1 protein-coding gene is annotated in these 207 nt (G+C 30.4%); it reads left to right on the forward strand.

Translation table 11 applies throughout. The features are described from left to right. On the forward strand, positions 1–207 hold a 207-nt coding region (locus HJY11_RS14925), incomplete at both ends, for a hypothetical protein (RefSeq protein WP_208076605.1).

Below are 207 nucleotides of genomic sequence, written 5' to 3' on the forward strand. Positions count from 1 at the left end.
GGACCACATAATACTGTAAGTAATGCTAAAGGAACTATTCTAAAAATTAACTTAGAAGAATCTAAAATTCTTGTTGAAGTTGAAAAAAGTGATATAAGATTTTCTTCAAAGGAAGTGTGGCTGGTAATAAAGCAGCCATCAAAAATAAAATGGCATGATTTCCATGCCTCGGATGTAATAGAATTTTACTATCAAACATCACAAATG

Source organism: Bittarella massiliensis (ex Durand et al. 2017), assembly GCF_017566145.1.
Taxonomy (GTDB): Bacteria; Bacillota; Clostridia; order Oscillospirales; family Ruminococcaceae; genus Bittarella; species Bittarella massiliensis_A.